General features: G+C 74.6%; 23 protein-coding genes. 10 read left to right on the forward strand and 13 right to left on the reverse strand.

The genetic code is table 11. The annotated features are described in order from the left end of the window. The 3 genes from ACWGSR_RS00480 (at window position 1) to ACWGSR_RS00490 (ending at window position 3,202) form a co-directional block, all read left to right on the forward strand. On the forward strand, window positions 1-1,278 hold the full coding sequence (locus ACWGSR_RS00480; protein ID WP_376235357.1) for a VWA domain-containing protein: 1,278 nt from the start codon (window positions 1-3) through the stop codon (window positions 1,276-1,278). Further along, a complete protein-coding gene (locus ACWGSR_RS00485) occupies window positions 1,278-2,111 on the forward strand; it encodes a hypothetical protein (protein ID WP_453562684.1) in 834 nt (277 codons plus the stop codon). Before ACWGSR_RS00480 ends, ACWGSR_RS00485 begins: the two co-directional genes overlap by 1 nt. Window positions 2,112-2,296: 185 nt before the next feature. Next, complete coding sequence (locus tag ACWGSR_RS00490; RefSeq protein WP_453562685.1) at window positions 2,297-3,202, forward strand: DUF2382 domain-containing protein; 906 nt, start codon at window positions 2,297-2,299, stop codon at window positions 3,200-3,202. A 198-nt stretch (window positions 3,203-3,400) separates the two neighbouring features. Here the strand turns inward: ACWGSR_RS00490 and ACWGSR_RS00495 are convergent, their stop codons facing one another. Then, window positions 3,401-3,961, reverse strand: coding sequence for a (2Fe-2S)-binding protein (locus ACWGSR_RS00495; RefSeq protein ID WP_453562686.1), 561 nt, complete (start codon window positions 3,959-3,961; stop codon window positions 3,401-3,403). A gap of 83 nt (window positions 3,962-4,044) precedes the next feature. Here ACWGSR_RS00495 and ACWGSR_RS00500 point away from each other — a divergent pair, with 83 nt between their 5' ends. Both ACWGSR_RS00500 and ACWGSR_RS00505 read left to right on the forward strand, forming a co-directional pair. Then, window positions 4,045-4,587 (forward strand): class I SAM-dependent DNA methyltransferase, encoded by a 543-nt coding sequence (locus tag ACWGSR_RS00500; RefSeq protein ID WP_453562688.1) that lies wholly within the window; start codon window positions 4,045-4,047, stop codon window positions 4,585-4,587. Window positions 4,588-5,096: 509 nt separating this feature from the next. Beyond that, window positions 5,097-5,534: an OsmC family protein gene (locus ACWGSR_RS00505; RefSeq protein ID WP_376235348.1), complete on the forward strand. Its 438-nt coding sequence runs from the start codon at window positions 5,097-5,099 to the stop codon at window positions 5,532-5,534. A gap of 22 nt (window positions 5,535-5,556) precedes the next feature. Here the strand turns inward: ACWGSR_RS00505 and ACWGSR_RS00510 are convergent, their stop codons facing one another. After that, a complete protein-coding gene (locus tag ACWGSR_RS00510; RefSeq protein ID WP_453562690.1) occupies window positions 5,557-6,258 on the reverse strand; it encodes an RraA family protein in 702 nt (233 codons plus the stop codon). A gap of 238 nt (window positions 6,259-6,496) precedes the next feature. Here ACWGSR_RS00510 and ACWGSR_RS00515 point away from each other — a divergent pair, with 238 nt between their 5' ends. Together ACWGSR_RS00515 and ACWGSR_RS00520 are read left to right on the forward strand one after the other, a co-directional pair. Next, the gene (locus ACWGSR_RS00515) at window positions 6,497-8,002 is read left to right on the forward strand and encodes an APC family permease (RefSeq protein ID WP_376235343.1); all 1,506 of its coding nucleotides are present in this window, start codon (window positions 6,497-6,499) and stop codon (window positions 8,000-8,002) included. A 1-nt stretch (window position 8,003) separates the two neighbouring features. Beyond that, complete coding sequence (locus tag ACWGSR_RS00520; RefSeq protein WP_376235340.1) at window positions 8,004-8,420, forward strand: universal stress protein; 417 nt, start codon at window positions 8,004-8,006, stop codon at window positions 8,418-8,420. A 36-nt stretch (window positions 8,421-8,456) separates the two neighbouring features. Here ACWGSR_RS00520 and ACWGSR_RS00525 read toward each other — a convergent pair whose 3' ends face one another. Together ACWGSR_RS00525 and ACWGSR_RS00530 are read right to left on the reverse strand one after the other, a co-directional pair. Beyond that, the gene (locus tag ACWGSR_RS00525) at window positions 8,457-10,691 is read right to left on the reverse strand and encodes a sulfatase-like hydrolase/transferase (RefSeq protein WP_453562693.1); all 2,235 of its coding nucleotides are present in this window, start codon (window positions 10,689-10,691) and stop codon (window positions 8,457-8,459) included. 129 nt (window positions 10,692-10,820) lie between these two features. Beyond that, complete coding sequence (locus ACWGSR_RS00530; RefSeq protein WP_453562695.1) at window positions 10,821-12,068, reverse strand: MFS transporter; 1,248 nt, start codon at window positions 12,066-12,068, stop codon at window positions 10,821-10,823. Between the two features lie 166 nt (window positions 12,069-12,234). On the opposite strand from ACWGSR_RS00530, the gene ACWGSR_RS00535 reads away from it, so the two are divergent. Next, on the forward strand, window positions 12,235-12,600 hold the full coding sequence (locus ACWGSR_RS00535; RefSeq protein WP_376235333.1) for a hypothetical protein: 366 nt from the start codon (window positions 12,235-12,237) through the stop codon (window positions 12,598-12,600). On the opposite strand, the gene ACWGSR_RS00540 is transcribed toward ACWGSR_RS00535, so the two are convergent. The 9 genes from ACWGSR_RS00540 to ACWGSR_RS00580 form a co-directional block, all read right to left on the reverse strand. Next, window positions 12,591-13,028 (reverse strand): nuclear transport factor 2 family protein, encoded by a 438-nt coding sequence (locus ACWGSR_RS00540; RefSeq protein WP_453562697.1) that lies wholly within the window; start codon window positions 13,026-13,028, stop codon window positions 12,591-12,593. The two genes, ACWGSR_RS00535 and ACWGSR_RS00540, sit on opposite strands and share 10 nt — an antisense overlap. 70 nt (window positions 13,029-13,098) lie before the next feature. Then, entirely contained in the window at window positions 13,099-15,435 is a 2,337-nt protein-coding gene (locus tag ACWGSR_RS00545; RefSeq protein WP_453562699.1) for an arylsulfatase, read from the reverse strand. Next, the gene (locus tag ACWGSR_RS00550; protein WP_453562700.1) at window positions 15,432-16,376 is read right to left on the reverse strand and encodes a formylglycine-generating enzyme family protein; all 945 of its coding nucleotides are present in this window, start codon (window positions 16,374-16,376) and stop codon (window positions 15,432-15,434) included. Before ACWGSR_RS00550 ends, ACWGSR_RS00545 begins: the two co-directional genes overlap by 4 nt. Further along, on the reverse strand, window positions 16,373-18,334 hold the full coding sequence (locus tag ACWGSR_RS00555; protein ID WP_453562702.1) for an ABC transporter ATP-binding protein: 1,962 nt from the start codon (window positions 18,332-18,334) through the stop codon (window positions 16,373-16,375). The genes ACWGSR_RS00550 and ACWGSR_RS00555 overlap by 4 nt, the downstream gene beginning before the upstream one ends. Then, complete coding sequence (locus tag ACWGSR_RS00560; protein ID WP_376235319.1) at window positions 18,331-19,188, reverse strand: ABC transporter permease; 858 nt, start codon at window positions 19,186-19,188, stop codon at window positions 18,331-18,333. Before ACWGSR_RS00560 ends, ACWGSR_RS00555 begins: the two co-directional genes overlap by 4 nt. Window positions 19,189-19,193: 5 nt before the next feature. Beyond that, a complete protein-coding gene (locus ACWGSR_RS00565; protein ID WP_432085868.1) occupies window positions 19,194-20,138 on the reverse strand; it encodes an ABC transporter permease in 945 nt (314 codons plus the stop codon). Between the two features lies 1 nt (window position 20,139). Then, window positions 20,140-21,738 carry an ABC transporter substrate-binding protein gene (locus ACWGSR_RS00570; RefSeq protein ID WP_453562705.1) on the reverse strand — a complete coding sequence of 533 codons (1,599 nt, stop codon included), beginning with the start codon at window positions 21,736-21,738 and terminating at the stop codon, window positions 20,140-20,142. Window positions 21,739-22,115: 377 nt separating this feature from the next. Further along, window positions 22,116-22,187, reverse strand: coding sequence for a putative leader peptide (locus tag ACWGSR_RS00575; RefSeq protein ID WP_313896399.1), 72 nt, complete (start codon window positions 22,185-22,187; stop codon window positions 22,116-22,118). A 76-nt stretch (window positions 22,188-22,263) separates the two neighbouring features. Further along, window positions 22,264-23,496 carry an ROK family protein gene (locus ACWGSR_RS00580; RefSeq protein ID WP_453562707.1) on the reverse strand — a complete coding sequence of 411 codons (1,233 nt, stop codon included), beginning with the start codon at window positions 23,494-23,496 and terminating at the stop codon, window positions 22,264-22,266. Between the two features lie 504 nt (window positions 23,497-24,000). On the opposite strand from ACWGSR_RS00580, the gene ACWGSR_RS00585 reads away from it, so the two are divergent. Together ACWGSR_RS00585 and ACWGSR_RS00590 are read left to right on the forward strand one after the other, a co-directional pair. After that, window positions 24,001-25,011, forward strand: coding sequence for a TauD/TfdA dioxygenase family protein (locus tag ACWGSR_RS00585; RefSeq protein WP_453562709.1), 1,011 nt, complete (start codon window positions 24,001-24,003; stop codon window positions 25,009-25,011). Then, entirely contained in the window at window positions 25,008-26,420 is a 1,413-nt protein-coding gene (locus ACWGSR_RS00590) for a sulfatase-like hydrolase/transferase (RefSeq protein ID WP_453562711.1), read from the forward strand. The genes ACWGSR_RS00585 and ACWGSR_RS00590 overlap by 4 nt, the downstream gene beginning before the upstream one ends. The last annotated feature ends 23 nt before the right edge of the window (window positions 26,421-26,443 follow it).

Below are 26,443 nucleotides of genomic sequence, written 5' to 3' on the forward strand. Positions count from 1 at the left end.
ATGATCACGAGAAAACGGCTGGCGACCGGGGCCTGCGCGCTGCTCGCCGCTCTGGGCGCCGCGCTCCTGCCGACGCACGCGGCCGCCGACACACCGGTGGCGAAGGAATCCCCCAAGGTCGAGCTGGTGCTCGACGTCAGCGGCTCCATGCGCGCCCAGGACATCGACGGCAAGTCCCGCATGGCCGCGGCGAAGCAGGCCTTCAACGAGGTCCTCGACGCGGTGCCCGAAGAGGTGCGGCTGGGCATCCGCACCCTGGGCGCCGACTATCCCGGACAGGACCGCAAGCAGGGCTGCAAGGACACCCGCCAGCTCTATCCGGTGGGGCCGCTCGACCGGACCGAGGCCAAGACCGCGGTGGCCACCCTGGCCCCCACGGGCTGGACCCCGATCGGTCCGGCGCTGCTCGGCGCGGCGAAGGACCTGGAGGGCGGTGACGCCACCCGCCGGATCGTGCTCATCACGGACGGCGAGGACACCTGCGCCCCGCTCGACCCCTGCCAGGTGGCGCGGGAGATCGCGGCGAAGGGCATCCACCTCGTCATCGACACCCTGGGCCTGGTGCCGGACGCCAAGACCCGGCAGCAGCTCACCTGCATCGCGGAGGCCACCGGAGGGACGTACACCTCGGTCCACCGCACCGAGGAACTCTCACGTCGCGTACGGCAGTTGGTCGACCGCGCGGCCGACCCGGTCGTCACGCCCGTCGCCACCAGGGGCACCGCGCGGTGCGCCGACGCGCCGGAGCTGAAGCCCGGCCTCTACACGGACCGCGAGACCTTCGGCGAGCACCGCTGGTACCGGGTGGACCTGCTGCCCGGCCAGGAACTGCGCGCCTCCGTCAGCGTGTCGGCCGACCGCGCCGTCAACAACGACTACGGGGTGCTGCTGCGCGCCGTCACCCGCCACGGCCGGGAGATCACGCGCGGCTCCGAGGCCGGCGACGGGCGCACGGACGTGATATCGACCGGACTGCGCTACCCGAAGCCGGAGCTGGACGGCGTCGACGCCGACGACCTCAAGCCCGCCGCCGAGACGGTCTGCCTCCAGGTCAGCAACTCCTTCTCCGCTCCCCCGTCGGTCAAGACGGCGCCCGGCATGCCGATCGAGCTGACCGTGGACGTCGTCGACGGCCCCGCGACCGCCTCGGACGTGGCCTCGTTCGGTCTCGGCCGGGGCTGGTGGCTGCTCGGCGGGCTCGTGCTCGCCGGTTTCCTGGCCGGTCTGATCTGGGGCTGGCTTTCCCGCTGGCGCGTCGCCGTCTGGAGGACCCACTGATGCGTACCGTACGCACGCTCGCCGCGGCCGCGCTCGCGGGCGCGGCCCTGCTCGGGCTCGGGGCTCCGGCCGCCGTCGCCGACTCCCCCTCCGCCACGGCGACCCCGGACACGCGCTCCACCGGCGGGCCGACGGAGGCGGGCACCACCTTCCGCACCGCCGCGAGGTTCCTGCCGGGGCAGCAGGCGACCGCGCAGGCCGCCACGGGCGACTACCTGTACTGGGTGTTCCCGGCGGACACCGGGCAGCGGCCGACGGTGAACGCCACGGTCCCCCTGCCGGACGCGGCCCTGCGGCACGGGCCCTCCACCTGGCGGATCGACGTGTACGACGGGCTGCGGCGCCGTCAGCCGTGCATGTACGGGACGCAGTCCCGCACGGCGGGCGAGGACGCCCCGAAGGTGGAGCTCGCCTGCGTGCTGCGTCCGGTCCGCGCCTCGGCCGACGCCTGGGCGAACGACCCGCTGCCGGGCAGCTACTACGTCCGCCTGACCGTCACGGGCCTGCCGGACGAGGACCTCGGCCAGCCGTTCGACGCCCGGCTCGGGGTGGACGTCAAGGACGAGGGCGGCGCCCACGCCACGGACGGGGCGCTCGCCGCGCCGCTCGTGCCGGGCGCGGTGACCGCCGACCAGGCGGAGGCGGACGCCGACGCGGGCCGGCCGTCCGCCGTCGAGGCGGCGGCGCCGGAGGACGGCTGGTCCTCCGGCTGGTGGTCCGACCGCTGGCTCTGGACCCTGGCGGGCGGCGTCCTCGCGGCGCTCGCCGGCATCGGCGGCTACGTCCTGACGCGCGGCGCGGGCCGTCCGTCCCGGGTCCCGCCGGCCGCCTGACCCTCCCGCGGGCCGCCGAAGGCCCCCACCGCGTCGGAGCGGCGGGGGCCTTCGCCCGTCCCGGGCCGCCTCCGCGCTCCAGACGGTTGACCATTCAACATAATTATATGGATTTGCCCCGTTTTCGACCGGTTCGTCTGGTAAGAGGCCTGGATGACGAGCCGAGAGAGAGCAGGAGGGTCGACATGATCGCCCGAGAGCAGATCCACGCCGTGCTGGACCACCCCGTCTACGACGCCGAGGGCAAGAAGGTCGGCGACGCGAAGCACATCTTCGTCGACGACGCGACCGGCCTGCCGGAGTGGGTGACGGTGAAGACCGGCATGTTCGGCACCAGTGAATCCTTCGTCCCGATCAAGGACGCGGCTCTGGTCGACGACCACCTGGAGGTCCCGTACCCCAAGTCCACCATCAAGGACGCGCCCAACGTGGACATCGACGCCGGCGGACACCTCTCCGAGAGCGAGGAGCACCGTCTCTTCGAGCACTACGGCATCGCGTGGGACGACGCCTGGCAGCAGGCCAACCAGCCCGGTGAGGGCGGCTGGGCCCACGGCGGCACCGGAACGGCGGCGGGCGCCGCGGCCGGCACGGAGACCGGCACCGCGACCGGCCCCATGGGCACCGCGGAGGGGTTCACGGCCGGCAGCGCCGCCGGACGCGCCGCGGACACCGGCGACGACGCGATGACCCGCTCCGAGGAGCAGATGCACGTCGGCGTCGAGCGCACGGAGGCCGGACGGGTCAGGCTGCGCAAGTACGTGGTGACGGAAGAGGTCCAGCAGACCGTGCCCGTGTCCCACGAGGAGGTGCGGATCGAGCGGGAGCCGATCACGGACGCCAACCGCGACGAGGCCCTGTCCGGCGCGGAGATCACCGAGGCCGAGCACGAGGTCATCCTCCACGAGGAGCGCCCCGTCGTGGAGACCCGGACCGTTCCGGTCGAGCGGGTGAGCCTCAAGGCGGACGAGGTCACGGAGGAGGAGACCGTCTCGGGCGAGGTCCGCAAGGAGGAGATCGAGGTCGAGGGCCTCGAGAACCCGGACGACCCCGACACCCCGCGCAGCCGTGGCCGTGGCCGCGGGTACTGACCGACCGACGAACGACCGGTGCCGCCCCGCGAGCCGGGGCGGCACCCCCCGTACGGGAGCTCACGCTCCCCGGCGCGAAGGCGAAGTCGCGCCGCGCCGGTGGCCCGCCCTTCCGAGGACGGGCCACCGGCCTTTCGCGGGCGGATCACCGGCCTTTCGCCGACGGGCCACCGGCCTCGTCCCGGCCGGGGCGGTCCGTCACGGCATGCGGCGGGCGCCCTCCGGGACCGCCTGCCGGATGCGGTGGTGGGCGCCGCAGCGGCAGATGTCGCGGAGCGCGTCGAGGTCGGCCTCGGTGACCTCGCGGCCGGCCTCCCGCGCCCGCCGGACCGTCGCCACCGCCGTCATGATCTGCCCCGGCCGGCAGTAGCCGCACTGGGCGACGTCGAGGTCCAGCCAGGCCTCCCGCATCGGGTGGGGTTCGCTCCCGACCTTGTCAGGGAGGCCCTCGACGGTGGTGACCTCGTCGGTCGGCGCGAGGTCCTCGACGGGGACGACGCAGGGCGTGGACTCCCTGCCGTTGAGGTGGCTCGTACAGCGGGCGTCGGCGGCCTTGGTGAGGAGCGGCGGCGGCGGGACGACCAGCGGGAGTTCGGCCCGGCGGAGCTTCGCCAGGACGGTGGCCTCGGAGACGCCCTCAGCGGTGCCGGGGTCCCAGTCGACCCGGAGGGCGCGGACGGCGTCGACGCACCGGCCGAAGGTGCGGCCGCGGACGGCGACGCCGGTGGAGACGGTGACGACGTCGGTGACACCGGGCATGGCCCGGACCTCGGCGAGGTCGGCGACGGAGCGGACCCTGCCGTTGGAGGAGCGCGCTGGTCGCGGTCCCGCTGGACCGGGCGGTGATCGCCGGGTTCGTGGAGGAGGTGGAGCGGGCGGGCGGGCCCCGTACGATCGCGGATCTGGGCTGCGGGACGGGCCGGGTGACGTCCCACCTGCGGAGCCTCGGCGCCGACGCCTTCGGGGTGGACCTGTCGCCCGGCATGGTCGCGGTCGCCCGCGAGACCTGTCCGGGGGTGCGCTTCGAGGTGGGGTCGACGACGGCGCTCGACCTGCCGGACGCCTCGCTGGGCGGGGTCCTGTCCTGGTACGCGACGGTGCACATGCCGGAGGACGAACTCACGGCCTCCTTCGCGGAGTTCCACCGCGTCCTCGCACCGGGCGGACGGCTCCTGGTCGCCTTCAAGGTGGGCGACGAGCGGGTACGGCTGGAACGGGCGTACGGGCACGAGGTCGCCCTCGACGTGTACCGCCGGTCACCCGACCGCGTCGCGGAACTCCTGGCCGCGGCCGGTCTCGTCGAGTCGGCCCGCCTGGTGCGGGAGCCGGATCCCGAGGAGAAGACGCCGCAGGGCTTCCTCCTGGCGCGCAAGCCGCGCGGCTGAACCGAACCGGGGGCGCGCGCCGCACCGGGCCTCCGCGCCGCCCCGGGAACCGGCGCGCTTCCGGAGGACGGCCCCGCCCGGGAGCCCGGCACCCTTCCGGAGTCCCGCGCCGCTCCTGAGCTGGGCGCGGGAGATCCGGGCGCGCTGGCCGCCGCCCGCGATCAGGGCGTTGACGGAGGCCATCGGGTCCGCGCCGACCGACCGGGCGATCAGGGCGCCGACGAGCACCGGCCCGAGGGCCACCGCGAGGGCCGTACCGGTGGCGGTGACGTGCTGGAGGGGGCGGGTGCGCCGGGCTTCGGAGGTCATGTCCCCAGTCAAGCGGCGGACGGGCGCCCGCCGTATCGGTCGGCGTACTCAGACGCGCGCACCGCGCTACTCAGGCGGGGGCGGGCACGGGGCCCCAGGAGTTCGCCGCCGGGTCCGGCGTCCGTCCGCGCGAGCCCGCCGAACCGCCCCGGCGTACCGTGGGCGGGCCGACCGTACGAGCACGAAGGAGCCCCGCCGCCATGGCCGACTACCGGATCGAGACCGTCCGCACCGGGTACCGGAACTGGACCGCCCGCAACGACCGGGGCGCGGAGGTGCGGATGGCCGCCGCGGACGACGCCGGCGCGCAGCCCTCCTTCACGCCGGTCGAGCTGCTGCTCGCCGCGATGGGCGGCTGCGGCGGGCTCGTGATCGACCGGACCGCGCGGGCGGTGGACCACGACGACCTGCGGATCGTGGTGGAGTCGGTCTCCGGCCCGGAGGACGACGGCCGGGTGGGCCGGATCCGGGTCAGCTACGAGTTCGACCTGCCGGACAGCAACCCGAAGGCGGCGGAGGTGTTCGCGCGCGGGGTGCGCCTGACGCACGAGAAGTTCTGCACGGTGAGCCGGACCGTGGAGCACGGCGCGCGGGTCGAGGCGGTCCTGCCGGACGGCACGGTCGGCTTCGAGGGCTGAGCCGCGGCGGGCCCGGGCCCCGTCACTCCTCGATCGCGCCGCCGATCCGGCGCAGGTGCCGCCGGAAGGTGTACGAGGGGTCCTCGGCCCGGCCCGCCAGATAGGCGTCGAAGCGGGTCTGGTCGCGCAGGGTCTCCCCCGCCGTGATGCGCCGGGCCTGCTCCCGTTCGGTACGGAAGAGGGACAGCGCGGTCTCCAGGACGGCCGCGGCCCGGTCGGCCGCCACGAACAGCACCCCGTCGTCGTCGCCGAACACCACGTCGTCCGAGGTCACCTCGTGTTCCCCGAACCGCGCGGAGCGCAGCGCGTCCGGCTCCCGCGGGTCGAGGCGCACGGGGCCGGGGGCGTGGCGCCCGTACGAGAAGACGGGCAGTCCGATCCGGACGAGGTCCGGGGTGTCGCGGTGCAGTCCCCAGACGACGACCCCGGCGACGCCCGCCGCCCCGGCCTCCAGGACGGCGAGATCGCCGATGCAGGCCTCGTCGCGGCGGCCGGCGTTGTCGACGACGAGGACGTCCCCGGGCTCCGCGTGGGCGAAGGCCTCCAGGAAGACGTCGACGCTTCCGTAGTGCCGGACGGGGAGCGCCCGGCCGGCGACCCGCTGTCCGTCGACGACGGGCAGCACCCCGGCGGGCGCGGCGCGCAGCGGTTCCCCGAGCCGTACGCAGGCGTCGGCGACCAGGGGCGTGGAGAGCTCGGCGAAGCCGGCGAGGTCCTTCGGCATCGGGCGTTCCGTTCCGTGAGCGGGAGGGCGGCGGGCCTCCGCGATGCTAGGGCACGTGTCGAAAGTCCCGCCTGCCCTTCGGGCAGACGGCGCTCCTTTCGGCACACGCCCTGGCGGCCGGCGCCCCGGACGGACGACGGTTCGGGCCGCCCGGCATGCGGGCGGGACCGCCCCTTCCTACGATCGGTGGAGGGACACGTCTCTCCGCTCGGTCCGAGCGGAACGGGAGCGAGGGAACATGGCAGTCGAGGACCCCGCCTCCGAGGGCCGGCCGGCGGATCTCAAGCACAACGCGATCGGCTTCGTCGACGCGCTCGTCATCGGGCTCAACTCCACCTCGCCCGCGTACTCCATCGCCGCCGTCATCGGCCCGATCGTCGCGCTCGCGGGGATCTACGCGCCCGGGGTGATGGTCGCGTCCTTCGTCCCGATGCTGCTGATCGCGTCGGCGTTCTACTACCTGAACAAGGCCGACCAGGACTGCGGCACGACCTTCTCGTGGGTCACGCGGGCGATGGGGCCCTGGGCGGGCTGGCTGGGCGGCTGGGCCATCGCGATGACCGGCGTCCTGGTCGTCGGCTCGCTCGCCGACGTGGCCGTGAGCTTCGGACTGCTCGCCGTCGGCCTCGACGGCTGGGTGGAGAACGCGTTCGTGCGCCAGCTGCTCACCGTGCTGCTCATCCTCGTGATGACGGCCGTCTGCGTCATCGGCACCGAGCTGTCCGCCAAGGTGCAGAACGTGCTGATCCTGGCCCAGGTCGCCTTCCTGCTCGTCTTCGTGTGCGTGGCGCTGGCCAAGGTGTACGCCGGGACCAGCGCGTACGACTCGGTGGATCCGTCGCTCGGCTGGCTGAACCCGTTCGGCGCCGGCGGCGCGGCCCTCACCGGCGGGCTGCTGCTCGGCGTCTTCATCTACTGGGGCTGGGAGTCGGCGGTCAACCTCACCGAGGAGGTCGAGGACTCCGCGACCGCGCCCGGCAAGGCGGGCCTGTGGTCGACCGTGATCCTGCTCGTGACCTACGTGTCCGTGGGGTTCGCGGTGGTGGCCTACGCCGGTCCCGCGTTCCTCGCCGAGAACGCCGGCGAGGAGGAGTTCGTCTTCGCCCAGCTGGCCGGGGACGTCCTGGGCGGCTGGGACTGGGTGCTGCTGCTCGCCGTGTGCACGTCGGCGATCGCCTCCACCCAGACCACGATCATCCCGGCCTCCCGGACCGCCCTGTCGATGGCCCGCCGCCGGGCGCTGCCCGCGTACTACGGGCACATCAGCGCGCGCTTCCGCACCCCCGACGTCAGTACGTGGTGGGTCGCCGGGATCGCGATCGCCTGGTACCTGACGGTGAACCAGATCAGCGAGAACGCGCTCCTGGACTCGCTCACCGCCCTGTCGCTGCTCATCGCCTTCTACTACGCGCTCACCGGGGTGGCCTGCGCGGTCTACTACCGCCGCCACCTCTTCGAGAGCCTGCACAACTTCCTGCTGATCGGGCTCGGCCCGCTGGTGGGCGCGGGGCTGCTGACGTGGCTGCTCGTGCGGTCGGTCTCCGACATGGCCGACCCCGCGAACTCGTACAGCGGCAGTTCGTGGCTCGGTCTCGGCCCGCCGCTCGTCATCGGCCTCGGCATCGCCGCAGTCGGGGTGGTCGTCATGATCGTGTGGCGGCTGCGGGCGCCCGCTTTCTGGGACGAACGCCCGGGAGTGGCCGATCCGGACGTGGTCCGGGGCGTCCGGGGAGGGAAGGGCTGAGATGTCGATCGTGCTCGGGTACGACGAGTCGCCGGGGGCCGCCCGCGCGCTGCGCATCGCGATCGAGGTGGCGGCCGCCTTCGACGAGACCCTCGTCCTGGTCTACGGGGCGGCGGCCCCCGGCCCCACCGGGGAGGAGTACCGCTCCCACTACGACGCGATCCGGCAGGCCGGCCGCACCGGCCTCGAACACGCGGTCGCGGAGGCCGACCGGGCGGGCGTGCCGACCGTCGTCGAGGTGATCGACGAGAAGCCGGCCCAGGCCCTCGTCGACGCGGCGACCCGGCACGCGGCCCGGGCCATCGTGGTCGGCAGCTGGAGCGAGAGCCCGATCCGCGGCGCCCTCCTCGGCTCCACCCCGCACAAGCTCCTCCACATGTCGACGGTGCCGGTGCTCTGCGTGCCGCCGGAGGAGTGACGGCCGCCCGGACGGCGGGCCCGTGGGACGGCCGGATCAGCGGACGACCGTGACCCGGGCCAGGGCCCAGGAGGTGTGGTCGAAGGAGGTCCTGTCGTTGGCGTCGGTGACCTCCAGGCGGAGGACCCGGACGCCCCGGACGTCGAGGTCCAGGGGGACGGGGCCGGTGGCGGCGGTCAGGACGCCGGTGGTGTGCAGGACGCGGTCGTCGCCGTACACCGTGGCGCGGGTGGCGCCGACGGCGCTCTGGCGGGCCGAGAAGTCGTCGATGCCGACGAGGGCGGTGAAGCGGTCGCCGGCGCCGCCCAGGTGGAAGGCGACGTCGCTGTAGGCGTGGACGCCGAGGCCCTTGGGGTACGTGGTGCCGCCGAAGGAGATCGGGGTGCCGTCGCCCGCGGCGTTCTTGCCGTTGGAGGCGTCGCGTTCGACCGGGCCCCAGCCGTTGACGGCGCTGATCCAGGGCAGGTCGGAGAGGTGGCTGTCCTTGGTGGGTGCCGGGGGCGGGGTGGTGGCGGTGCCGTCGGCGGCGTACCGCACCGGGCCGCCCGGGGCGGTGGCGGTGCCCTCGGCGGTCAGCGTCCACGGGGTGCCCGCCGGGGCGCCCGCGGGCGGGGTGACCTGCCAGGCGGCGGTGAGTCGTGCCCCGGGGGCGAGCCGCGCCGCGGTGGTGGCCGTGGTGGCGCGTACCGTCCAGCCGGCCGGGGCGTTCAGGGCGAGGGCGGCCGAGGTCCAGGGGCGCGCCGAGCCGTTGGCGAGGACGGCGGTGGCGGTGAAGGGCTTCCCCGGCACGGCGAGGGGCGGGACCGTCAGGGACGCCCCGAACGGGGTCCGGGGGTACCGGTCGCTCCAGGAGGAGCGCATCAGGGCGACCAGTTCGGCGACCCGGGCCGGGTACCGGGCCGCGACGTCGGACGTCTCGCCCTTGTCGGCGGCCAGGTCGTACAGCTCGACCTGCCACTGGTCGTCGGGCAGGGCGCGGTCGCGGACGGGGGCGAAGCGGACCGCCTTCCAGCGGTCCTTGCGGAGCGCCTCGGCGAGCCAGCCGGCGCGCTGCTTGTCCTGGGCGTTGGCACGGGAGGTGACGCCCTTCTCGTCGCGGTACCAGTAGAGGTGGTCGTGGCGGGCCGGTTCCGTGCCGCCGGTGAGGAGGGGCGCGGCCGACAGGCCGTCCACGTCGGTGGGGGCGGGGGCGCCGCCGAGCTCCGCGAGGGTGGGCAGGAGGTCGGTGAGCGGGGTCGGGCGGTCGGTGGTGCCGGGCAGGATCCGGCCGGGACCCCAGGCGACGAGGGGGACGCGGATGCCGCCCTCGTACAGGTTGCGCTTGTAGCCGCGCAGCGGTCCGTTGGAATCGAACAGGTCGGGGTTGACCCCGCCCTCCTCGTGGGGGCCGTTGTCGCTGGTGACGAGGAGGACGGTGTCGTCCTCCAGGCCGAGGGCGCGCAGCCGGTCGACGACGTCGCCGACGAGGGCGTCGAAGAGGCTCACCTGGGCGGCGTGCCCCTTGTTCGCCTCGCTCCAGCTCCGGGAGGCGTACGCGCCGGTGTCGGGGACGTCGCTGGGGGCGTGCGGCACGGTCGGGGTGAGGAAGAGGAGGAACGGTTCGGCCGCGTGCCGGTCGATGAAGTCGAGGGCCCGCCGCCTCAGCAGGTCCGGCGCGTAGGCGCCCCTGGCGCCGTTCGCGTTGGCGGGGATCGGCTCCTTGGCGCCGTTGTGCCAGAGGTACGCCGGGTAGTACTGGTGCGCGTGGCCGTGGTCGATGTAGCCGTGGAACTCCTCGAAGCCCCGGGCGTTGGGGTGGCTGTCCTGGCCGGCGCTCTCCGGTCCGAAGCCCCACTTGCCGATGAGGCCGGTGCGGTAGCCGCGGGCCCCGAGCACCTGGGCGAAGGTGGTGTCGGCGGCCGTGAGGGAGCCCTGGGCCCCGGACGGGTTGGCGCGCACGGTCGCGTGCCCGGTGTGCAGGCCGGTGAGGAGCGAGCAGCGGGAGGGGGCGCAGACGGCGGCCGTCGAGTAGGCGTCGGTGAACCGCAGTCCGTCGGCGGCGAGCGCGTCGACGCGCGGTGTGGAGATGAGCTTCTGGCCGTACGCGCCGAGCTCGCCGTACCCGAGGTCGTCGGCGAGGACGACGATCAGGTTCGGCGGCCGGACGGCGGCCGTCCCGGACGCCTGCCCCGCCGTCCCGGCCTCCCGCGCCTCGGCGGTGCCGGTCGCCGGCAGGGCGCCGAGGCCGAGCGTGGCGGCGGACCCGGCGAGGAAACGGCGGCGGCTGGGCATGGCGGAGCTCCTTGCGGGGGGCGGGGTACGGAGGCGGGGCGCGGCTCACCGCCGATCATGGACGCGCCCGCCCCGGCGGACCATGCACGGGGCATGAAGAACGTGTGACACGGCGCCGGGCGGGGCCGGTCACGGCGTGCGCGCGGGCTCCGTCTCCTCCCGGGCCTCCCGGCGCGGGAGCAGCAGCGGGGTCGCGAGCAGCAGGGCGCCCGCCAGGGCGATGGCGGTCCGGGGTCCGGTGGCCGCGGCGAGGAGGCCCCACAGGGCGGTCAGGGCCGCGATGGAGATCTTGCCGGTGACCGACCAGGCGGTCAGGACGCGGGCGACCCGGTCGGGGGGCGTCAGGTTCAGGCGCCGGGCGGCGAACACCGGGTTGAACACGCCCGTGCAGGCGATCAGCGCGAACTCGACCGCCATGACGAGCAGGAGGCCGGTGACGCCGGGGTGGACGAAGGCCAGGCCGACCGACCAGAGGGCGCGCAGCGTGCCCGCGGTGCGCAGGACCCGGTGACGGCCGAACCGCGCGACGAGCCGTCCGGCCAGGCGCGCGCCCAGGAGGCCGCCGAGGCAGGGGACGGCGAAGGCGAGGCCGTACTGCCAGGGCGGGAAGCCCAGCGGTCCCAGCATGAGGACGGCGAGCAGCGGCGCGACGGCCATGATCAGGCCGTTGACGAGGACGGTGTGGAGGAAGAGGGGGCGCAGGACGGGGTGGGCGAGGATGTGGCGCCAGCCGGTGAGCAGGTCCCCGGCGTCCGGCCGGGACCGCCGTCCGGTGGGGTGCTTGCGCGGCGGCGGTGGTTCCTCCGCCCGGATCGACCGGAGGCCCGCCGCCGAGAGGACGTAGCTCACCGCGTCGGCCACCACCGTCGCCACCGGGCCGAGGAGGGCGATCAGGCCGCCGCCGAGCGGCGGCCCCAGGACGGTGGCGGTCCAGTTCGTGGATTCCAGGCGCCCCTGGGCGGTGACCAGGTCGTCGGGGCGGACGAGCCACTTCAGGAAGGCTCCGGAGGCCGCGCCGAAGACGATGTCGGAGGCCGCCACGACGACGGCGGCGACCAGCAGGTGGGTGAAGCCGAGCAGGCCGAGCGCGTACGCGGCGGCGACGCTCAGCAGGGCCGCGCAGCGGACGAGGTCCGCCGCGACCATCACGGGCCGTTTGCGGCGGGCCTCCGTCCAGGGGCCGAGCGGGATCGCGGCGGCCGCGCCCACGGCGGCTCCCAGGGCGGCCAGGGCCGACACCTCGGCGGCGCCCCGGTGCAGCACCGTGATCGCGATCAGCGGGAAGGCGTCGAACGCGAGCCGGGTGCCCACGGCACTGGCCGCGTACGCCGCCCACAGGCGTCCGAAGTCCTTCCCGAGGGGCGCTCCGCCCGCCATGTGCCCGTGCCCCTCTCGTCGTCCCGGCGCGCGGTCGCGCACCGGCCACCGCCATCAAAGCCGGGCCGGGCGCCCCGGCCAAATGCGCGCTCGTGCGCCGGGGCGGCGGGTCCTAAAATCAGGAGGTTCGTGCGGAGCGGCGGGTCCTCGCGGAAGGGAGCCGGTGATGAGGTGGAGCGTCGACGCCCTGGTGGGGGTGCTCGTCGTCCTGACCGCCTTGGGACTCATCGCGACGGGCATGTTCCGCGAGGGGTGGTCGGTGCGGCCGTTCGCCGCCTCGCGCGCGCGTGCCTTCGCCCAGCGGGAGTACTCCCGGAACCTCCAGCGGGCGGCCGACCACGTGATCGCGTCGGCCCGCCGGGCCGCCGGCGAGGGCGAACCGGCGATCGTCACCGTGTCGGCCGTGGTGCGGACGGCGGAGGAGCGCTACGGGTACGACGGGGTGGAGCGGCGGCACGCGGCGGCGGCGCTGCGGCGCCGGTACGAGCACGGGCGGTGCGCCGCCGACTGCGTGACGGACGCCTACGGCTGACCGTCCTCCCCGGGCACGGGCGTCGCCTGGTGGTAGTACATGCGCATGTGTCCGCCGTCCGCCTCGGGGGCGCGGCGCCAGACCGAGCTGCGCCGGGCCCGGTGGCCGTCGCGGACCGTCTCGAACGTGAGGTGGACGACGCCGGGCGCGAGCGGTGTCCCGGTGACGGCGGACGGCCGGTAGTGCGTTCCGTCCTCGGGGTCGCCGGCCATGTCGGGGAGGGCGGCGAGCATCTCCTCGTACGTCCAGCGGCGGCCCGAGGCCCCGACCTCGGTGAACTCGGGGTCGAGGAGTTCGACGGCGAGCGGGCGGGAGGCGCGTACGGCCGGGTCGAGGAGGCGCAGTTCGCCCTCGACGGCCTCGGCGACGTCGGGGTGGCCGGAGGGGTCGGGGTGGCCGGAGGGGGGTGTGCGTCGGTCTTGTTCCATGGAGGGATTGTCTCCTCCCCCGTACCGGCCGATCAGGGGTCTTCCGGGTCGGCCGGTACGGGGCGGGCTCCTACTCGAAGGCCGCGGCGGCCTCCTTCAGGGCGGCGGCGACGGCCTCGGGCGCGTCGGGGCCGGGGGCGCCGGGCCGGTAGGTGACGGAGCGGAGGCGGCCGGTGAAGCGGAAGGAGCGGTGGCGTTCGTGAAGGGGCCAGGAGACCGGGGACTTGCGGTCGACGCCGACGCTGATGCCCTGGAAGGGGGCCATGCCGATCAGCTGGTGGACGCTGTCGGGCGAGGCCCGGTGCTCGCCGTCGACGGTGACGGCGAACCGCCAGCGCAGGCCCTCCTCGGCGGTGGCGGTGACGCGGACGTCGTGCGGGCCGGGGCCGAGCGGTCCGGCGTCGGTCTCGTGGAGGGTCCCGTACTCGTTGTACGCGAGGACGAGGCGCCCGTCCTCCACGTACAGGCTGTAGCCGCCGCCCTGGTCGCCGTGGGAGACGAGGACCCCGTCGCCGGTCTCCTCGATGTCGACGGCGATCTCGAAGGAGCGCAGGGAGACGAGCCGGGAGGAGCGGTAGCGCTCCAGCTCGGGGGTGCCGGGCAGCAGCGTGAGGGGGCGGGAGAGGCGCTGCTCCGCGGGGTTGCGGCGGGCGAGGGCGCCGCTGTGGTCGGGCAGCGGGAAGACGCCGTTGCGCCAGGCGGCGTCCTCCCAGGCGGCCGACAGCTCCTTGACGAGGTCGGGGTGGTCGGCGGCGAGGTCGTGGATCTCGGTGGGGTCGGTCCTGATGTCGTACAGGGCCCACTCGGAGTCGTCGTAGGGGGCGCCGGGGCGGTGCAGGGTGACGAGCTTGTGGCCGTCGCGGTAGTGGCTGCGGTTGCCGGTCATCTCGCAGTACTGCTCGGGGTGGGTCGAGTCGTGGGTCGGGTCGGCGAGGACGGGGGTGAAGCTGACGCCGTCCGGCTCCTGGAGGGGGACGCCCCGGCGGCTCTCCGGCCGGGCGAGACCGGCGAGTTCGAGGAGGGTGGGGGCGACGTCGGTGACGTACTGGTACTGGGGGCGGAGCCCGGCGGCGAGGCGGCCGTCGCGGACGCCCTCGGGCCAGGACAGGACGAAGGGGACGCGGACGCCGCCGGCGTAGGTGTGGCCCTTGTAGAGGCGGAAGGGGGTGTTGGAGGCCATGCCCCAGCCGCGCGGGTAGTGGACGAGGCTGCGGGGGCCGCCGATCAGCTCGGGGTCGCGGTCGACGTCGGGGTTCCAGTCGCCGGGGAGGCGGGGGTGGTGGACGAAGCGGCTGAAGTAGGAGCGGGTGCCCTCCGCGCCGCCCTCGCCGGTGCCGCCGTTGTCGGAGGTGAAGACGACGATGGTGTTGTCGAGTTCGCCGAGCGCGTCGAGGGTGGCGGTGAGCCGGCCGAGGTTCTGGTCGATGTTGTCGACGAGGGCCGCGTACACCTCCATGTAGCGGGCGTAGAGGCGCTGTTGTTCCTCGGTGAGGGAGTCCCAGGCGGGCACGTCGAGTCCGGCCTCGCTGTTGCGGGCGGGGAGTTCGGTGCCGGGCGGGAAGAGTCCGGCGGCGAGCTGGGCGGCGAAGCGCCGCTCGCGCAGGACGTCCCAGCCCTCGTCGTAGCGGCCCCGGTGGCGGGCGATGTCCTCGGCCCTGGCCTGGAGCGGGCCGTGGACGGCGTTGTGGGCGAGGTAGAGGAAGAAGGGCTTGTCGGGGTCGTGGGCGCGCAGCGACTTCACCATGGAGATCGCCTGGTCGGTGATGTCGTCGGTGTAGTAGTAGTCGTCGGGGAACTCGTCGATGTCGAGCGGGCTGTTGTCCCGGACGAGCTGGTGCGGGTGGAAGAGGCTGGTGAGGCCCTCCAGGACGCCGTAGTACTGGTCGAAGCCCTTCTGCAGGGGCCAGTTGCCCCGGTGGTCGGCGGCGTTGGACGCGGAGTCACGGACCAGGTGCCACTTGCCGACGGCGTAGGTGGCGTAGCCGGCGTCGTGGAGGAGTTCGGCCAGGGTGGGGATGTCGTCGGCGATCTCCATGCCGTAGCCGGGGAAGCCGGGGTCGGAGTTGGCGACCATGGCGTAGCCGACGCGGTGCGGGTTGAGCCCGGTGAGCAGGGCGGCGCGGGCCGGCGAGCAGAGCGGCATGGTGTGGTAGTTGGTGAGCCGCACGCCGTCGTCGGCGAGGGCGTCGAGGACCGGGGTGGGGATCTCGGAGCCGAAGGGGCCGATGTCGCTGAAGCCCATGTCGTCGACGAGGACGACGACGATGTTGGGGGCCTTGGCGGGCGGTGCGGTACGGGCGGGCCAGGCGGGTTCGGACTCCGCGAAGGTGCGGCCGACGCGTCCGGCGAAGCCCTCGTAGGGGTCGCGGCGGGAGGCGGCGGGGTCGTGCGGGGTGCCGGTGGTCATGCGGGGGCAGGTCCTTCCGGAAGGAGCGAGCGGGCGACGCGGAAGCCGCCGTGGCCGGTCGAGGAATCGGGCGTGTTGTGGGAGCGGGCGGCGACCCGGTAGCGGTTGCAGTAGGAGGAGTGGCAGAGGTAGGAGCCGCCGCGGATGACGCGCTCGGCCGTTTCCGCGGAACCGGTCGGGTCGAAGGCGTCGGCGCACCACTCCCAGACGTTGCCGGAGGTGTTGTACAGGCCGTGGCCGTTGGGCTCGTACGCGGTGACGGGGACGGTGCCGACGCGTCCGCCGGGCCGGTCGGAGCGGTGCGGGAAGTCCCCGAGCCAGGTGTTGCACCTCTCCCGGCCGTCCGGGGTGAAGTCGTCGCCCCACGGGTAGCGGGCGCCGTCGAGGCCGCCGCGCGCCGCGTACTCCCACTCGGCCTCGGTGGGCAGCCGGACGTCGGCCCAGGCGCAGTAGGCGAGGGCGTCGTCGTACGAGACGTGCGTGACCGGGTGGTCTGCGCGGCCTTCGAGGTCGGAGCCGGGGCCCTCCGGTGCGTGCCAGGAGGCCCCTTCGACGCCGAGCCACCAGGGGGCCTGCGGGACCCGGCCGAGGACGTGGTGCTCGGCGGCGGGGTGGAGCAGGAGGTGGAAGACGAAGGAGGAGCCGAAGCGTTCGGCGTCGGTGCGGTGCCCGGTGGCCTCGACGAACCGCGCGTACTGCTCGTTGGTGACGGCGGTGGCGCCGATCGCGAAGGGGGCGACGGTCACCTCCCGGGCGGGCCCCTCGTGGTCGGCGGGGTAGCCCTCGCCGAAGGAGTCGCCCATGCGGAAGGCGCCGCCCGCCAGTTCGAGCAGGGGTTGGGGCGGCGGGGCGGTCCGTACGGTCGGCAGCGGGAGCAGCTCGACGGCGGCCGGGTGGCCGCCGCCCGTGCAGCCGCGTCCGGGGGTGCAGCAGGCGCTCACGCGGACACCGCCCCTGCGGTGACGGGCACGGGCGCGGCCGTGACCGGTACGGGTTCCGGCGCGGCGGCGAGCAGCGCGCGGGTGTAGGGGTCGCGGGGCCGCTCGCACAGCTCGTCGGCGGCGCCGGTCTCCACGATCCGGCCCTCGTGCATCACGGCGATGCGGTGGCTGACCTGGCGGACCACGGCCAGGTCGTGGGCGATGAAGACGAGGGCGAGGCCCAGGTCGCGCTGGAGGTCGGTGAGGAGGCCGACGATCTGCGCCTGGACGGAGACGTCGAGCGCCGAGACGGGTTCGTCGCAGATGAGGACGGACGGCTCCGGGGCGAGCGCGCGGGCGATGCCGACGCGCTGGCGCTGGCCGCCGGAGAAGGACCGCGGGTGCCGGTCGGCGGCGGCCGGGTCGAGGCCGACGAGGCGCAGGAGCTCCGCGACGCGGTCGGCCCGCCCGGCCGGGGCGACGGTCCCGAAGGCCCGCAGCGGTTCGGCGACGATCTCCCCCACGGTCATGCGGGGGTTGAGGGAGGCGTACGGGTCCTGGAAGACCATCTGGACGCGGCGGCGCACGGCGTGCAGCTCGGCGCGGCCGGGGCGCGTGACGTCCCGGCCGTCGAGGAGGATCCGGCCGCCGTCGGAGGGATGGGCGTGGGCGAGGACCCGGGCGAGGGTGGACTTGCCGGAGCCGGACTCGCCGACGATGCCCAGGGTCTCGCCCGCCGCGAGGGTGAGGGAGACGTCGTCGAGGGCGGTGAAGGTGCGGCGGCCCCGGCCCCGGTACGTCTTGCGGAGCCCCTCGGCGGCCAGGACGACGGCGCCGGGCGCGGGCCGTTCGATCCGGACGGGCGGCGGGGGCGGCGGCAGGGGCTCGGCCCGTTCGGCGGCGGGCAGGCAGGCCGCGCGGACGGTGTCGGTGAGGGCGACGAGCGGGGGCGCGGTCGTGTGGCAGTGGTCCTCGGCGAGGGCGCAGCGGGCGGCGAACGCGCAGCCGGCGAGGGGCAGGGAGAGGTCGGGCGGGGTACCGGGGATGCCGGTGAGGCGGGTGCCGGAGGGCGCGGAGAGCCGGGGCACGGCGGCGAGCAGACCGGCGGTGTAGGGGTGCCGGGGGCGGGTGAGGACCTCGGCGGTGGGGCCGTCCTCCACGACGGTGCCGCCGTACATGACGAGGACCCGTTCGCAGGCGCGGGCGACCACGCCCATGTTGTGGGTGATGAGGACGAGGGCGGTGCCGGTGGTACGGGTGAGGTCGCCGAGGAGGGTGAGGATCTGGTCCTGGACGGTGGCGTCGAGGGCGGTGGTGGGCTCGTCGGCGAGGAGGATGTCGGGTTCGCCGGCGAGGGCCATGGCGATGAGGATGCGCTGGCGCTGGCCGCCGGAGAACTGGTGCGGGTGGTCGTCGAGGCGGCGCTCGGGGTCGGGGATGCCGACGAGGCGCAGGAGTTCGAGGGCGCGGGCGCGGCGGGCGGCCTTGCCGGGGCGGGTGCTCCTGTCGGGGCGGGGTGCCTTGCCGGCGGTCGCGGCCCCGTCGACGCCGGTGCCGGTGCCGGTGCCGTTCGCGGTCGTGCCGTTCGCGGTCGCGCGGTCCCGGTCGCCGTGCGCCCTGAGCACCTCGTCGAGGTGGCGGCCGATGCTGAGGACGGGGTTCAGGGCCGTCATCGGGTCCTGGAAGATCATGCCGATCCGGGCGCCGCGCACCTCCCGCAGCCGGTCCTCCGTGGCCGTGGCGAGATCCTCCCCGTCGAGGAGGACGGAGCCGCCGGTGATCCGGCCGGTGCCGGGGAGCATCCGGAGCAGGGCCAGGGCGGTGGTGGACTTCCCGGAGCCGGACTCGCCGACGACGGCGAGCGTCTCGCCCCTGCGGAGCGTGAAGGAGACGTCCCGCACGGCGTGCAGGGGCCGGCTGTCGGGGGTGGTGAACCCCACGTCCAGGCCCTGGACTTCGAGGAGCGGAGGGGTGGTCATCGGCGTATCTCCCGGTTCAGTGCCTCGGCGACCAGGGAGAGGCCGAGGACGAGCGCGGTCACGGTCACGAGCGGTCCGACGGCGAAGTGCGGGGCCTGGGCCAGATAGGGAATGGACTGGCTGAGGACGGCGCCGAGGGTGGGTTCGGGCGGCCGGACGCCGACGCCGAGGAAGCTCATGGCGCCTTCGATGAAGACGGCGACGGTGAGGGAGACGGCGATCTGGACGACGAGCGGGTCGGCGGCGTTGGGCAGGACGTGCCGGGTGAGGATCCGGCCGCCGGAGGTGCCGCCGACGCGGGCGGCCGTCACGTACTCCCGGCCGCGCTGGACGAGGATGCCCGTGCGCAGCAGTCGTCCGAAGACGGGGATCTCGGCCAGGGCGATCACCAGGATCACGGGCAGCCGGCCGGGGCCGAGGATGGCCGTGATGGCGAGCGCCAGGATCAGTCCGGGGAAGGCGAGGATCAGGTCGAAGAGGCGCTGGACGACGGTGTCGGCGACCGGGTGGGCGGCGGCGGCCAGGGCGAAGAGGCAGCCGAGGAGCGCGCCGAGCGGCACGGAGACCGCGATGATGCCGAGGTCCGCGCGGATGCCGTGGAGCAGCCGGGACAGCAGGTCCCGGCCGAGGTCGTCGGTGCCGAGCGGGTGTCCGGGGGTGCCGGGTCCGGCGAGCGTCAGGGCGCTCTGGTCGGTGGGGCCGTGGCCGGAGAGGAGCGGGGCGAGGAGTCCGGCGAGGACGACCAGGCCGACGAGGGCGAGTCCGGTGCGGCCGCGCGCGGTGGCGAGGGCGGCCCGGTAGGGGTGGCGCGGCCGGCGCGCGAGGGGCGGGGCGGCCTTCGTGAGGGTGGTCATGGCGGTCACTCCCACCTGATCCGGGGGTCGAGCCAGGCGTGGACGAGGTCGGTGAGGAGCTGGACGAGGACGAAGACGGTGACGAGGAGGAGCAGGAGGTCCTGGACGACGGGGTAGTCCCGGCGGACCAGGGCCTGTTCGGCGAGCTGGCCGAGGCCGGGCCAGGCGAAGATCGCCTCGACGAGGACGGCGCCGCCGAGGAGGTTGCCGGTCTGCATGCCGAGGAGGGTGACGACGGGCGGGAGCGCGTTCGGCAGGGCGTGGCGCCACAGCAGCCGGCGGGGGGCGACGCCGGCGGCGGTGGCGGTGCGGACGTAGTCCTCGCCGAGGGCGCGTTCGATGCCGTCCTTGAGGTAGCGGCCGAGGACGGCGGCGCTGGGCAGGGCGAGGCAGAGGGCGGGCAGCAGCAGGTACTGGACGCCCAGGTCGGGTGCGGTGAGCAGGGGGACGCGGCCGCCCGGGGGCAGGACGCCGAGGAGGACGGAGAAGAGGAGGACGAGGAGGACGCCGGTGACGAAGGGCGGTACGGCGAGGGCCCCGGTGGTGAGGACCCGTACGGCGGTGCGCACCCAGCGGTTGCGGGAGGTGGCGCCGAGGATGCCGAAGGCGGCGCCGAGGACGACGACGAACAGCAGCGCGCCGAGGGTGAGTTCGACGGTGGCGCCGAGTCCGTCGCCGATGAGGTCGGCGGTCTGTCCGCCGATCGCGTAGGACGGTCCGAGGTCGCCGGTGAGGAGGTCGCCGAGCCAGCGGAGGTACTGGGCGGGCAGGGGTTCGTCGAGGCCGAGGCGCGCCCGGATGGCGGCCTCGGTCTCGGCGCTCGCGTCGGGTCCGGCGAGGACGGCCGCCGGGTCGCCGGGGACGAGCCGGAGGACGGCGAAGGCGACGAAGGAGGCGACGAGGAGGACGAGGAGCGCGGAGGGGAGCCTCCGCAGCAGATAGCCGCGCATCTCAGCCCGCCAGGTGGGCGTCGTCGAGGTTGAGGTAGGTGAACTTGTTGAGGGTGACGCCGCGCAGCTTCTTGGCGGCGACCTGGACGGAGCCCCGGATGACGAGGTCGATGATGAACGCCTCGTCGAGGAGGGTGTCGGTGATCTGCTGCCGCAGGGCGTTGGCGCGGGCGCCGGTCTCGGGGGTGGTCCAGGCGTCGCGGACGACCTTGGTGTAGTGGGCGGAGCGGAACCTGGAGGTGTTCTTGGCCTCGTTGAAGGGATAGGCGCTGACGGCGAGGGTGGAGGGCTGGACCTGGGCGAAGCCGTGGCTCATGGTCCAGAGGCCGGGCATGGACTGGGAGATGAGGTTCTTCTGGGCGGTGGCCGGGTCGGTGGGTTCGAGGGTGACCCGGACGCCGATCTGCTTGAGGTCGTACTGGACGGCCTCGGCCACCGCGGTGTCGCCGGGCAGGTTGATGTGGAGGAGCGGCAGGTCGAGCGTGGTGTGGCCGGCGGACTTGAGGAGTTCGCGGGCCTTGCCCGGGTCGTAGGTGTAGTGGGTGCGGCCGGCCTCGCTGAAGGCGGGCGAGGACTTGGGCCAGGGGGTGGCGGAGGCGAGTCCGTAGCCGCCGAGGACCTGCTTGAGGATCCGTTCGCGGTCGATGCCCCACGCGAGGGCCTGCCGGACGGTCTTGTCGTTCAGCGGGGCGACGGTGGTGTTGACGCCGAGGTAGTGGGCGCCGCCGCCGGTGGCGTACTCGCTGATGACGAGCTCGGGGTCGGCGGCGAGGGCGGCGAGGTTCCGGCCGGGGACGCCGTAGGAGAGCTGGGTCTGTCCGGTGCGCAGGGAGGAGAGGAGGGCGTCGGCCTGGGCGACGACGCGGAACTCGACGGCGTCCAGGTAGGGGCGGTCGGGCTGCCAGTACTTCTCGTTGCGGGTGAAGCTGAGGCCGGTGCCGGGGCTCCACTTGGTGAGCTTGAAGGGGCCGGTTCCGTTGAGCTTCTTGCCGGCGACGGCTTCCTCGACGCTGTTCCGGTCGGTGATGATCATGAACTCGAAGAGGTCGAACAGGTTGTTCACCGGGTGGGCGAGCTTGAGGACGAGCTCGTGGTCGCCGCGCTTCTCGAAACCGGTGATCGCGGCGGCGGTGGACCTCAACTGGGCGGCGCGCAGCGGGTTCTGGAGGTTCTTCACGGCGAAGATCACGTCGTCGGCGGTGAAGGGCCGGCCGTCGTGGTAGGTGACGCCGGTGCGCAGCTTCAAGGTGATGGAGCGGCCGTCCTTCGCGTACTCCCAGGAGGTGGCGAGCTCCGGCTGCGGCTTCAGCTGGTCGTCGTAGCGGACGAGGGTGTTGTAGACCAGGCGCTGCTGGAGCGACTGGCCGCTCTGGGCGAAGAGCAGGCTGGGCGTGAAGTCCGAGTTGACGGCGACGCTGAGGGTGCCGCCGCGCCGGGGCTTCGCGGCAGGATCGGCGCCGGGCGCCTCGGATCCGGCCTCGGAGACCGCCGAGCGGCAGCCCGCCAGGCCGAGCCCGAGCAGCAGGGTGCCGCCGCCCGCGGCGCGCAGGGTGGTGCGCCGGGAGAGGGCGGTGGGCGTGGTGGGGTACAGCTCGGTCATCGGTGCCTGCCTGTGAAAGGGGTGGAGGTCCGCAGGGCGCGCGGATTTGTTTCCGCTGCGGAAGGAAAGAAGCACGAAGGGGGTGCGGAGGTGCGTGGGCCGGATACGGGGGTGCGCGGGACCGGCTACGGGCGGCGAAGGGGTGCGGTGGCGGAGAGCCGGGGGTCACGGAGCCGTGGGCTCCGGGACCTTCGTGCCACGGAGCCGCGGAGGAGGCTTCGGGGCCTTCGCGTCACGGAGCCGTGGCGGTGCGACCGGCCGGCGGCCGGAGCGTCGGGGCGCTCGCCGACCGTCGGCGACGGGGGTGCGGCGGGCGGCCCGGGTCCGGCGGGGCCGGTGCGGAAGGGGCGTGGCCGGTGCGACGACCGGCGCCGGGGTCAGGCGCGGACGGCACAGACCGCGCTGGCCTGTCGACAGAGGTCGACGTGCCTGCGGGAGATGAGGCGCATGTCCGGATTCACGGGAGCAATATGACAGCGGCTTCGCGGAGCGGTCAACCGGCGTTGACCGCATTCCGAGACGGCATCAGTCTTCCGCCCCTGCGGGCAGGAGCTCTTCGAGGGTCTCAAGAGGCCTCCTGAACAGGGGATTCAGGAGAACCGTGCCCGCCGCGACGGGCAGTGTGGCCGGTCCGGCATGTGGACTGACGATGCGTTCGGGGTCTCCGCAGACGTGCGAGAGGTCGATCGCGGCGCCCCGGATCTCCTCCAGGTACTCCGGTTCGATGACGCTGGCCTGCTCGGTCACCACGACCAGATCGGGGTTGAGGACGTCGAGCAGGAGCGCCACCGCGCGGCCGACCGCGCGGGCCCGTTCGCGCAGCAGCCGTTCGGCGCGCCGGTCCCCGGCCGCCGCCGCGTCCACCACGAGGGAGGTGTCGGGCTCGGGCACGATGCCGCGGCGCACGGCGGTCCGTCCGAGGGCGGTGTTCGACGCGGTCGCCTCCAGGCAGCCCGAACGCCCGCAGGAGCAGGGGACCGTGGAGTCGGGGACGGGCAGGTGCGCCACGTCGCCGGCCGCCGCCCCGGGCCCCTGGTGCACGACCCCGGCGAGCCCGACGGCCGCGTCGACGACGTTGCCGACGAAGAGGTGCACGAGGCTGCGGCGGGCGGCGGGCCGGCCGAAGAGGATCTCCGACTGGGCGATGGAACGGGCGTGGTTGTCCAGGCGCACGGTGCGTCCGCCGAGGCCCCGGGCGAGTTCGGCGGCGAGCGGCCGGCGGCGCCAGCCGAGGGCGTCGTGGCGGACCACCGTCCCTTCGGCGGGGTCCACCCAGCCGCCGATCGCGGCGCCGACCCCGAGCAGGGGCCTGTTCCGGGCGTGCTCGTCGAGGAAGCCGCGCAGCTCGCGGGCGAGTTCCCCGGGCAGGTCGTCCGGCGCGATGCCCCCGTGCGCGTGGGTGTGGCGGGCCAGGACCCGGCCGCGCAGGTCGACGAGGGCGAAGGTCGAGCCGGGGACGCCGAGGTGGACGCCGCCGACGACGGGTCCTCCGGTGGCGCCGATGTGCAGGTCGACGGGGATCTGGGGCCGCCCCACTCCCCCGCCGCCGGCGAGTTCGGGCAGTTCGCGCAGGAGGCCGAGCCGGGTGAGGTCGGTGGCCTGGCGGGAGACGGCGGCGGGGCTGAGGCCGGAGAGCCGGGCGACGGCGCCGCGGGCGACGGGCCCGTGGTCGAGGACGGTCCGCAGGACGGTGGCGGCGTTCGCCTCGCGCCTGCCGTCGCCCGCCATCCGGGGGCCGTGCGGGCTGGTCGTGGTCATGGGTGCCTCTCTGGTCACTGTTGCGGCGGTGTGAAATCCCGTGCGCCCGCCGGTACGGCCGCCGCCTGCCGCGCGGAACCGGCCGCGTTCGCCTGACGGAAGGGAATCAGCACTGGTCAAGTGGTGTCCTGCGGGGTGCGGGAGGGCGGGCCGGCGACACCGGGCAGGCGCCGATTCAACCACCGGGGGCGGCGGTTCGGGGAGCGGACGGGCGCTTGACGCGCGGCGGCGGCCGCTGCGAGGCTCCGGGACATGTTCGCGACCTCCTCCTGTCCCGCCGTCTCCGGCGTCTGACCCTCGCGACCCTCCGCGTGACCGGTTCGCCGGCTCCGCTCCCGTGACCCGGCCGCCGCCGGACCCGCCCCGTACCGCACCGGGCTCTTCACCCCGCTCCCGGGCCCCGTGGACGTACTCCTCCGGTCGGGCTTCTCCGTCGGCTCATTACTTCCGCTCCGAGATTAATTCCTCCGGGCCTGTTCACCCGGACTTCCGAAAGGACCCGCCATGGCGACCGCCACCACCTCTCCCGACGTCCAGCAGGACACCGACCGGAAGGACACCGTCCAGGGGATCACCGTCCAGAAGGTCGGCGGGCGCCTCGGCGCCGTCATCTCCGGCGTCCGCCTCGGCGGCGACCTGCCCGCCGAGACTGTCGCCGGGATCCGCGCCGCGCTCCTGGCGCACAAGGTCGTCTTCTTCCGCGGCCAGGACCACCTGGACGAGGAGGCCCACGAGGCCTTCGGCCGCCTCCTGGGCACGCCCGTCGCCCACCCCACCGTCCCCTCCGCCGACGGCCGCTACTCGCTGCCGATCGACTCGGACTTCGGCGGCCGGGCCAACCAGTGGCACACCGACGTCACCTTCGTCCCGGCCTACCCGGCCTTCTCGATCCTGCGCGCGGCCGTCGTCCCGCCGTACGGCGGCAACACCCTGTGGGCGAACACGGCGACCGCGTACGAGAACCTCCCCGAGCCGCTGCGGGCGCTGGCCGACAGCCTGCGCGCGGTGCACTCCAACGACTACGACTACGCGGCCCTGCGCCCCGGCATCCTGCCCGAGCAGCTCGCGCGCTTCCGCGAGATCTTCTCCTCCACGAAGTTCCTGACCGAGCACCCGGTCGTGCGGGTCCACCCGGAGACCGGCGAGCGGACCCTGCTGCTCGGCAACTTCGTCCAGCGGATCAGCGGTCTGACGGGCGCCGACTCGCGGGACCTGTTCTCCCTCTTCCAGCGGCACGTCGAGCGCCCGGAGAACACCGTCCGCTGGCAGTGGCAGGTCGGCGACGTCGCCATCTGGGACAACCGCGCCACCCAACACTACGGCGTGGACGACTCCGACGAGCACGACCGCAAGCTGCGCCGGGTGACCATCGACGGCGACGTGCCGGTCGGCGTGGACGGGCGCTCCTCGGTGCTGCTCGCGCCCGAGTCCGTGCCGGACCCGGCGTTCGGCATCGCCTCCGGCGCCTCGACGGCGGACGCGGCGGCCGGCGCGGCGGAGACCTCCGCCGCATGACGAAAGTCCCGCCCCGGGTGATCGTGGTCCTCACCGACCAGCAGCGGTGGGACACCGCGGGCGTCCACGGCAATCCGGCGGGGGTGACCCCCGAGTTCGACCGGCTGGCCCGCGAGGGCACGCTGATCGAGCGGGCGATCACCCCCAACCCGGTCTGCGCGCCCGCCCGCTCGGCGCTGCAGACCGGCCGCTGGCCGACCTCCACCGGGGTCTTCCGCAACGGCCTCCCGCTGCCGGAGGACGTCCCCACCCTCGCCTCGGTCCTCGGCGCGGCGGGGTACGCGACCGGCTACATCGGCAAGTGGCACCTGGCCGGCGAGGAGAACCCGGACGGCCCCGTGCCGCCCGGGCGCCGGGGCGGCTACGCCCACTGGCTGGCCTCGGACCGGCTGGAGTTCACCTCGGACGCGTACCGCACGGTGGTGCACGACGAGGAGGGCGAGCCGGTCCGGCTGCCGGGCTACCGCTCGGACGCCCTGGTGGACGCGGCGATCCGGTTCGTCGCCGACCACCACGACCGGCCGTTCCTGCTCTTCCTCTCGCTGCTCGAACCGCACCACCAGAACCCCACGGACGACTACCCGGCCCCCGCCGGGTACCGGGAGCGGTACGAGGGCCGCTGGCTGCCGCCCGACCTCGCCGCGCTGAGTCCCGGCGCCCCGCACGGCGGCGCGCACCGGCACCTCGGCGGCTATCTGGGGCAGGTCAAGCGGGTGGACGAGGGCGTGGGCCGGCTCCGGGACGCGCTGCGCTCCCTGGGCATCGAGGACGACACGGTCCTCGCCTGGACGGCCGACCACGGCTCTCACTTCCGTACGCGGAACTCCGAGTACAAGCGGTCGGCGCACGACTCCTCGGTGCGGGTGCCGTGGGCGCTGACCGGTCCCGGCTTCCGGGGCGGCGGCCTGGTCCGGGGACCGGTGTCCACGGCCGACCTGATGCCGACGCTGGTCGAGGCGGTGGGGCTCGACGTGCCCGAGGGGGTGCAGGGCCGGTCGCTGCTGCCGCTGGTCGGCGGCGGGACGGACCCGGGCCGGCCGGAGTCGGTCTTCGTCCAGATCAGCGAGGACCAGGTCGGCCGGGCCGTGCGGACCGAGCGGTGGAAGTACGTGGTGTCGGCGCCGCCCGGGACCGACGCCTGGCGCGAGCCGGCGGCCGACCGCTACCGGGAGACGGAGCTGTACGACCTGGACTCCGACCCGTACGAGCTGGAGAACCTGGTGGGGCTCGCCTCGCACCGGGAGGTGACCGACGGGCTGCGGGAGGCGCTGGCCGGGTGGCTGCTGCGGGTGGAGGGGGCGGAGCCGGCGGTCGAACCGGCCGAGCCGCGCTCGCTCCCCCAGCGGAGCCCGGACTCCTTCCCGCACGGGCGGGTGCCGTGGGAGGGGGTGAGGTTCGGGCACCGCTGAGACGCGCGACCACGGGTCGGGCA

This window comes from Streptomyces sp. NPDC055632 (assembly GCF_053618675.1).

Excerpts from the sequence above, each read along its gene's own strand:
- ACWGSR_RS00480 (WP_376235357.1), top strand. The coding sequence starts at position 1 with ATGATCACGAGAAAACGGCTGGCGACCGGGGCCTGCGCGCTGCTCGCC.
- ACWGSR_RS00485 (WP_453562684.1), top strand. The coding sequence starts at position 1,278 with ATGCGTACCGTACGCACGCTCGCCGCGGCCGCGCTCGCGGGCGCGGCC.
- ACWGSR_RS00490 (WP_453562685.1), top strand. The coding sequence starts at position 2,297 with ATGATCGCCCGAGAGCAGATCCACGCCGTGCTGGACCACCCCGTCTAC.
- ACWGSR_RS00495 (WP_453562686.1), bottom strand. The coding sequence starts at position 3,961 with ATGCCCGGTGTCACCGACGTCGTCACCGTCTCCACCGGCGTCGCCGTC.
- ACWGSR_RS00505 (WP_376235348.1), top strand. The coding sequence starts at position 5,097 with ATGGCCGACTACCGGATCGAGACCGTCCGCACCGGGTACCGGAACTGG.
- ACWGSR_RS00510 (WP_453562690.1), bottom strand. The coding sequence starts at position 6,258 with ATGCCGAAGGACCTCGCCGGCTTCGCCGAGCTCTCCACGCCCCTGGTC.
- ACWGSR_RS00515 (WP_376235343.1), top strand. The coding sequence starts at position 6,497 with ATGGCAGTCGAGGACCCCGCCTCCGAGGGCCGGCCGGCGGATCTCAAG.
- ACWGSR_RS00520 (WP_376235340.1), top strand. The coding sequence starts at position 8,004 with ATGTCGATCGTGCTCGGGTACGACGAGTCGCCGGGGGCCGCCCGCGCG.
- ACWGSR_RS00525 (WP_453562693.1), bottom strand. The coding sequence starts at position 10,691 with ATGCCCAGCCGCCGCCGTTTCCTCGCCGGGTCCGCCGCCACGCTCGGC.
- ACWGSR_RS00530 (WP_453562695.1), bottom strand. The coding sequence starts at position 12,068 with ATGGCGGGCGGAGCGCCCCTCGGGAAGGACTTCGGACGCCTGTGGGCG.
- ACWGSR_RS00535 (WP_376235333.1), top strand. The coding sequence starts at position 12,235 with ATGAGGTGGAGCGTCGACGCCCTGGTGGGGGTGCTCGTCGTCCTGACC.
- ACWGSR_RS00540 (WP_453562697.1), bottom strand. The coding sequence starts at position 13,028 with ATGGAACAAGACCGACGCACACCCCCCTCCGGCCACCCCGACCCCTCC.
- ACWGSR_RS00545 (WP_453562699.1), bottom strand. The coding sequence starts at position 15,435 with ATGACCACCGGCACCCCGCACGACCCCGCCGCCTCCCGCCGCGACCCC.
- ACWGSR_RS00555 (WP_453562702.1), bottom strand. The coding sequence starts at position 18,334 with ATGACCACCCCTCCGCTCCTCGAAGTCCAGGGCCTGGACGTGGGGTTC.
- ACWGSR_RS00560 (WP_376235319.1), bottom strand. The coding sequence starts at position 19,188 with ATGACCACCCTCACGAAGGCCGCCCCGCCCCTCGCGCGCCGGCCGCGC.
- ACWGSR_RS00565 (WP_432085868.1), bottom strand. The coding sequence starts at position 20,138 with ATGCGCGGCTATCTGCTGCGGAGGCTCCCCTCCGCGCTCCTCGTCCTC.
- ACWGSR_RS00570 (WP_453562705.1), bottom strand. The coding sequence starts at position 21,738 with ATGACCGAGCTGTACCCCACCACGCCCACCGCCCTCTCCCGGCGCACC.
- ACWGSR_RS00580 (WP_453562707.1), bottom strand. The coding sequence starts at position 23,496 with ATGACCACGACCAGCCCGCACGGCCCCCGGATGGCGGGCGACGGCAGG.
- ACWGSR_RS00585 (WP_453562709.1), top strand. The coding sequence starts at position 24,001 with ATGGCGACCGCCACCACCTCTCCCGACGTCCAGCAGGACACCGACCGG.
- ACWGSR_RS00590 (WP_453562711.1), top strand. The coding sequence starts at position 25,008 with ATGACGAAAGTCCCGCCCCGGGTGATCGTGGTCCTCACCGACCAGCAG.